The organism is Streptococcus sp. (assembly GCF_019414905.1).
Taxonomy (GTDB): Bacteria; Bacillota; Bacilli; order Lactobacillales; family Streptococcaceae; genus Streptococcus.
The window spans coordinates 1-2,079 of sequence record NZ_DXLC01000123.1 but is presented as its reverse complement, the minus strand read 5'-3'; the positions used below and the strand labels follow the sequence as shown (position 1 = coordinate 2,079).

Here is a 2,079-nt window from a genome sequence, read left to right as displayed (position 1 = left end):
TCATCAACGAAAAATTATAAAACATACTGAGCAAAAGATTGCTCCAAAATAGAAACAGACTAAAAAGGCTTTAAAGTCAAAAACGCATAGTATCAAGTATTAAAAAACTTGATATTATGCGTTTTATTGTGGTAATATTTACTTCGTTTTCTCCTAAAATTGAATTTTATTCCAGTCTTTTTTGAGTTATTTTATTCATTACTTTAGGAAGACAATTACTAATTTCCGTTGGCAAGACCACATAATGTTCTTGAGCTAATTCTTGGGCTATCGCTGAATGAAGATGAGTCGCTACGGTTACACGCTCGTAGAGACTGGCCTGTCGGAATTGGCCTGCAAATCCTGCAATCATCCCAGCCAGAGTATCTCCCATTCCCCCAGTCGCCTGATAGGGACCGCCAACCTGTAACTGGAAATAATCAGATTGGCCAGCTTGCCAAATACGAGTAGCCGCACCTTTCTCTACCAAAATTGTTCCTTGAGGGAAAGAAGTCAGGGCACTAGCTGTTGTAGCTTCGTTTTGCTTTTCAATCGTAATTCCAGACAGTTTTTCCCACTCCTTTTGGTGGGGAGTTAGGATAAGCTGGCTAGATTGAAATGACAAACTTGTTCTAGCAAGAATGGTCAGGGCACCACCATCTACAATCAAAATCTGATTCTTTTTTAAGCTAGCAAAGACCTGTTTGACTAGATCTTCTCCAAAAGCATCGTCTCGTAAACCAGGCCCCAGCAAGACAACTTCTGCCTTCTCCAATTGCTCTTTTAACAATTGCTGGTCTTGAAGAGCAAAGGCCATAGCCTCAGGTAAATGACTGTGCAAAACTGGGATATTTTCCCTATCTGTTCCAATAGTTACCAATCCTGCACCGCTTTTTACAGCTGCTAAAGCAGCCATGATGATAGCACCACCATAAGGATAAGTCCCACCCAGCAACAGCAGACGACCATAGTCTCCTTTATGACTGGTACGAGAACGTTCAATAATGACTTTTTCTAGTAAGGCTTGATCAATCACTTTCATCGTTTTTTCCTCAACTATCCTTTACCTGATCGTTTTAAAACAATCTGATATACTTTTTTAACCCACTCCTCCAAACCTTCTCCATCATGGTCAAGATAATACACCCTATCCAGTAATTGACTTGGAATAATATTTTCAAATTGGCTCTTATTATGAGTTGGAATAATGCAAATATACAACTCACTAAATAAGTTCAACATGTTCTTAATTTTTGCAACATGGTAGCCATCAAAAATATAACCAGTAAGTTTAATCAAATCTGTATAGATAAAATGAAAACTCACTCCAGGAATAAACTTGTCTTGTAATTCTTTCTCTGAAGGAGATCGACCTAATAAACGTTCCATCGCTAATCGATAACCAGAACTTGTATTTGACCACCCTAACATGACATAGTCAAAATAATCTATCGGATCCGATGCAGCATTTCGATTATCCAAAACTAATTCCTCAGCATCTCGCCCAAAGGCTTTCACAGCAGATAAGAGCTGACCTGTTTTAAAGATAGAAATCGCTGCATCTATAGTAGTAGTATGACTACAGTAGTCTGAAGTCACTAACCTCTTATGTAGATCATAAGTCGAGGCTACTATTTTATTTGTAGGGGTAAATGGTGGCAGAAAGAGATGCTGAAAGATGTAATCTAAAATCTCTTTTTTTAAACAAGAATCAGCACACTCAATACTTGTTTGACGTTTATGAAGTTTTTCGTAAGCTATAAATTTAGCAATTTTTTCTAATTCCCATTCTTGAATATTTGGATAATCAATTAGTGATAAGTAGTATATTCCATCCCATTGTAAACTATATTCCCCATTATAAATTTTTAAAATCATCTAATCACCTCACTCCATTATACAACAAAAAGGAGGCGCAGACCTCCTTTTGTAATCTTATATCTAAAATTTAATATTCATTTCTGCCGTTTTAGATATAGCTATTGAAAATACACTCTCTTCAGCGAATGTTTCTCTTATTTTCTATCCAATGTCCGAAGTGCTGCTTGATAAGTTTGCTCCATCAGCATAGTAATTGTCATAGGACCAACACCTCCCGGA

Annotated in this window: 2 protein-coding genes; both read right to left on the bottom strand. The window is 37.1% G+C overall.

The window, feature by feature from the left end:
* Positions 1–166 precede the first annotated feature (166 nt).
* Complete coding sequence (locus QZ359_RS03710; RefSeq protein ID WP_261043341.1) at positions 167–1,021, bottom strand: NAD(P)H-hydrate dehydratase; 855 nt, start codon at positions 1,019–1,021, stop codon at positions 167–169.
* Between the two features lie 14 nt (positions 1,022–1,035).
* Entirely contained in the window at positions 1,036–1,857 is an 822-nt protein-coding gene (locus QZ359_RS03705; RefSeq protein ID WP_261029400.1) for a phosphate ABC transporter ATPase, read from the bottom strand.
* Positions 1,858–2,079: the final 222 nt, after the last annotated feature.